Source organism: Peribacillus sp. SIMBA_075 (genome assembly GCF_046534585.1).
Genome location: NZ_JAWRYN010001441.1, coordinates 1 through 242, shown reverse-complemented (window position 1 = coordinate 242; position 242 = coordinate 1). Strand labels below are relative to the sequence as shown.

At 36.4% G+C, this 242-nt stretch carries 1 protein-coding gene; it reads left to right on the top strand.

Translation table 11 applies throughout. The annotated features are described in order from the left end of the window. Window positions 1-242: purine/pyrimidine permease (locus tag SB775_RS33130; RefSeq protein WP_410865536.1), on the top strand; the 242-nt coding region annotated here is incomplete at both ends.

The following is a 242-nucleotide window of genomic DNA, read 5'->3' as shown; positions in this document are numbered from 1 at the left end:
CATTGTTATTTTACTATCCTTTTTCATCATGAAGCTACCTATTATTGGACAATATTCTGTTCTTTTCAGTATCGTCTGCGGCTGGATATTATTCGCATGCTTCGGATTATCTAATCCAGTAACGCCTGTGACAGATATAATCCGTTTTCCGTCTCTATTTGTTTTCGGAATGCCTCGCATTGAATGGAACATGGCAATTACGGTAGTTTTCGTTACACTATTACTTCTAACAAATATGTTAG